At 41.8% G+C, this 2847-nt stretch carries 4 protein-coding genes; all 4 read right to left on the bottom strand.

Annotated features, from left to right (window positions below; translation table 11 throughout):
• A partial coding sequence (locus tag ACM9H2_RS06045; RefSeq protein ID WP_415489243.1) for a xanthine dehydrogenase family protein molybdopterin-binding subunit occupies positions 1 to 719 on the bottom strand: 719 nt, incomplete at its 3' end.
• Between the two features lie 11 nt (positions 720 to 730).
• A complete protein-coding gene (locus ACM9H2_RS06040; RefSeq protein ID WP_415489241.1) occupies positions 731 to 2200 on the bottom strand; it encodes a hypothetical protein in 1470 nt (489 codons plus the stop codon).
• The gene (leuD, locus tag ACM9H2_RS06035) at positions 2197 to 2694 is read right to left on the bottom strand and encodes a 3-isopropylmalate dehydratase small subunit (RefSeq protein WP_415489239.1); all 498 of its coding nucleotides are present in this window, start codon (positions 2692 to 2694) and stop codon (positions 2197 to 2199) included. Before leuD ends, ACM9H2_RS06040 begins: the two co-directional genes overlap by 4 nt.
• A partial coding sequence (locus ACM9H2_RS06030) for an aconitase family protein (RefSeq protein WP_415489245.1) occupies positions 2691 to 2847 on the bottom strand: 157 nt, incomplete at its 5' end. The genes ACM9H2_RS06030 and leuD, both read right to left, overlap by 4 nt.

Below are 2847 nucleotides of genomic sequence, written 5' to 3'. Positions count from 1 at the left end.
TATCGAATTTTATGAAGTGCCTGGCACGAAGACCAGAGTGTGAGATTTCCATTTCCTTCAGGTTTTGCAACAACCAAGTGTGGCTCCATCGGGGCGTGTTGTAACGGGGCAGTTTTGTATTCATTTTCATAGACATAATCTGCCTGTTCGAACCCCACTTCTGTATCGCCATGTCTAATGCTATAATGCTGGTACACGTTTGGACGGTCTTTAATGAATGTGGGTGGAAGGACCTTTGCCACTTCGTAGTTGTGCAAATCTGGATGAACCACTACTGGTGGATCTTTTCTAAATGCTTCATCCCCATCGACGATGGGTTGTAGACGTTCGTACTTTACCCGAACCGCATTTGCTGCTTGTTCTGCTAACTTCTTTGTTTCTGCTGCAACGACGGCAACGAACTGCCCTTCAAACAACACTCGGTCCTCGGCAAGACACGTTTGGTCAAACACACCGTCTCCAAATTTGATATCTGGAAAATCTGCTTGAATTAGTACGGCATGGACACCAGGAATTTCCTTTGCCTTACTTGTATCAATTTCAATGATATTTGCATGTGCATGTGGACTTTTTACAAAGCGTGCGTGAAGCATGTTTGGAAAATCAACATCGTATGTGTATTCTGCTTTCCCAGTGACTTTTACTGGCCCGTCTTCTCTGAGAATACTCTGACCAACAATAGTCGCCGAATTTGCATTTTTTGTACTATTTTCACTCATGAATATCTATATTAAATTGGTTCTCCTGCTTCTAGCCTACTGCGCAGATATCCCACGGGCTCTTTTGCATAATCTTGTTCATAATCCCCTTCACAATTTATACCCGGAATTGGTGGGATCCAGTCATAACTAAGTATGTCATCTGGATTTCCATACTTCGTAGCTAAAGACCGTATATCCGGGTGGTCTAAAGCTGTCAATCTCCCTTTATCAATTATTCTATTCCAATCTCCTGTTGATCTGCGCTTCATATCCATTGTAACAAAATAATTATGTACATGTATATGACCGAGCGGCAGATTATTTTTTGCCGCGTAGTCTAGATGTTCCTCAATATAATGACGTCTAGAACCAAATCCGAAATGAATTACACCCGCCCTGGTAGTCTCCGGAAGATTCGGGAATCTCCATGAGCTCTCGAACATATCTGAAGTCCTCCTGAATGCTTTAGGAAGCGTACAAAGTGCAGTATCACAATGCCAGAAAAAACCATTTCTAGGGTATCCTGGCCAATGCACATTTTCATATTTTTCTCTAAGCTTTTCTATCCGCCTTCCATACTCTCCTCCTCCTTCTACCTTTACTAGTTTACCTTCTTCAAATGTTAGATCCATATGTGGGAAAAAACCAGCATGATTTGCAGTACCCGAAATAGTACCTGTCGCCCCTCCAAATACTGGTGGTACATCTTGTGATAAAAATATGGGTTGATTCTGCTCATCCCTGCACCCTCCTCTACATTCTCCCACACAAGTCGCCTGCAATGGATCCATGTATAGGTGCCCAGATTGCCACGCCGTCATTTGCCACCTTGCCGCCTCATCAGGTGTGAGTTCAAATCTTAAATCAGTTCCTTGCGGATCTGTCATAGTAACTTCTTCTATGTCCCCCAAAACATCTATTACTTTCCTTTCAATTTCTATGAGTAATTCATCTGGAAGGTCCCAGGTTCTAGATTGAAACTCTTCCCAGTTATTAAATTGCCAATTATTCCTAAATTTGTGACTATGTCTTTCCAAAACACTAGCTTTTTGCGACCGTGCTCCTATATCCCAATAAATTTTATTATAGTTCGGATGCTCGTCTAAAAATTCTCTCAATGACCCTGCAATATTCAAACCGCTTGCTAGATCTGCAGTTTCTGGAGATCCAGAGGCAATCCCATTCTCAAACATCTCGGCCTCTCTCCACCCCTCTTCAACTGTGCTTTTCCCGTGAGTTTCTCCCGTCAATTCTTCCGGGTATAAAAATCGAACCATGTCTGCCCCTTCCACTTCACAAGCTTGCATAATTGCACGTTCAACATATTCATCTTGATCTGGCAGCGAAAGAACTAGTATACAATCTCCATCTTCTATTGTCCCCATGGCAGTTCTCCCTCCCTTCTTTCTAGAAATTACCTTTGCCTTTTGGATGCAATCTTCAATGCTTGTTGGTTCTTCATACGAGGGGGCTCTTGGTTCTGGATAGTTATATTTCATTTTTGTATCTCAATTTTCCCTTTATTCACTTTATAGTGATTAATCAACCCCCCTGCCTCAAAAATAGATTGAATTTCTCGAGGCATCGATTCTCCTTCCACTTCGTCACCTGTGGTGTGGTTTACAATAATACCTGTATCTAGATTAACCTCTATCTCATTTTCTTCAGAAACAAAGTCTGTTATCTTTTCCGCTGTAATAACTGGAAGTCCAATTGCAATCGCATTTCGATAAAATATTCTTGAAAATGATTCGGCAACAACTACGGATATACCTGCCAATTGTATCGCTATTGGTGCACTTTCTCTACTACTCCCCGACCCAAAATTTTTCCCAGCTACAATGATATCCCCCTTTGTAATTTCTTTTGCAAAACCTGGCCTCACTGGGTCAAAAACATGCTTATAATCTATAGTTGACCCGTGGGTGTAATCTGTAGGAAGGATTATGTCTGTACTTATATCTTCCCCAAATATGTATGCAATGCCTCTCATAATCCTCTCCGTGGATCTGTAATCGAACCTGTAATTGCAGATGTAGCTGCAGTAGCAACACTCGATAGATAGATTTCTGATTCATAACTTCCCATTCTACCACGGAAATTTCGATTCATGGCAGCAAGACACACTTCCCCTTCCCCAATAATC

This window comes from Candidatus Hikarchaeum yamanae, assembly GCF_009889665.1.
In the GTDB taxonomy this organism is placed as follows: Archaea; Halobacteriota; Halobacteria; order Halobacteriales; family Hikarchaeaceae; genus Hikarchaeum; species Hikarchaeum yamanae.
Note: the sequence above shows the minus strand (reverse complement) of the source record. Positions and strands in the feature narration are given on the sequence as shown.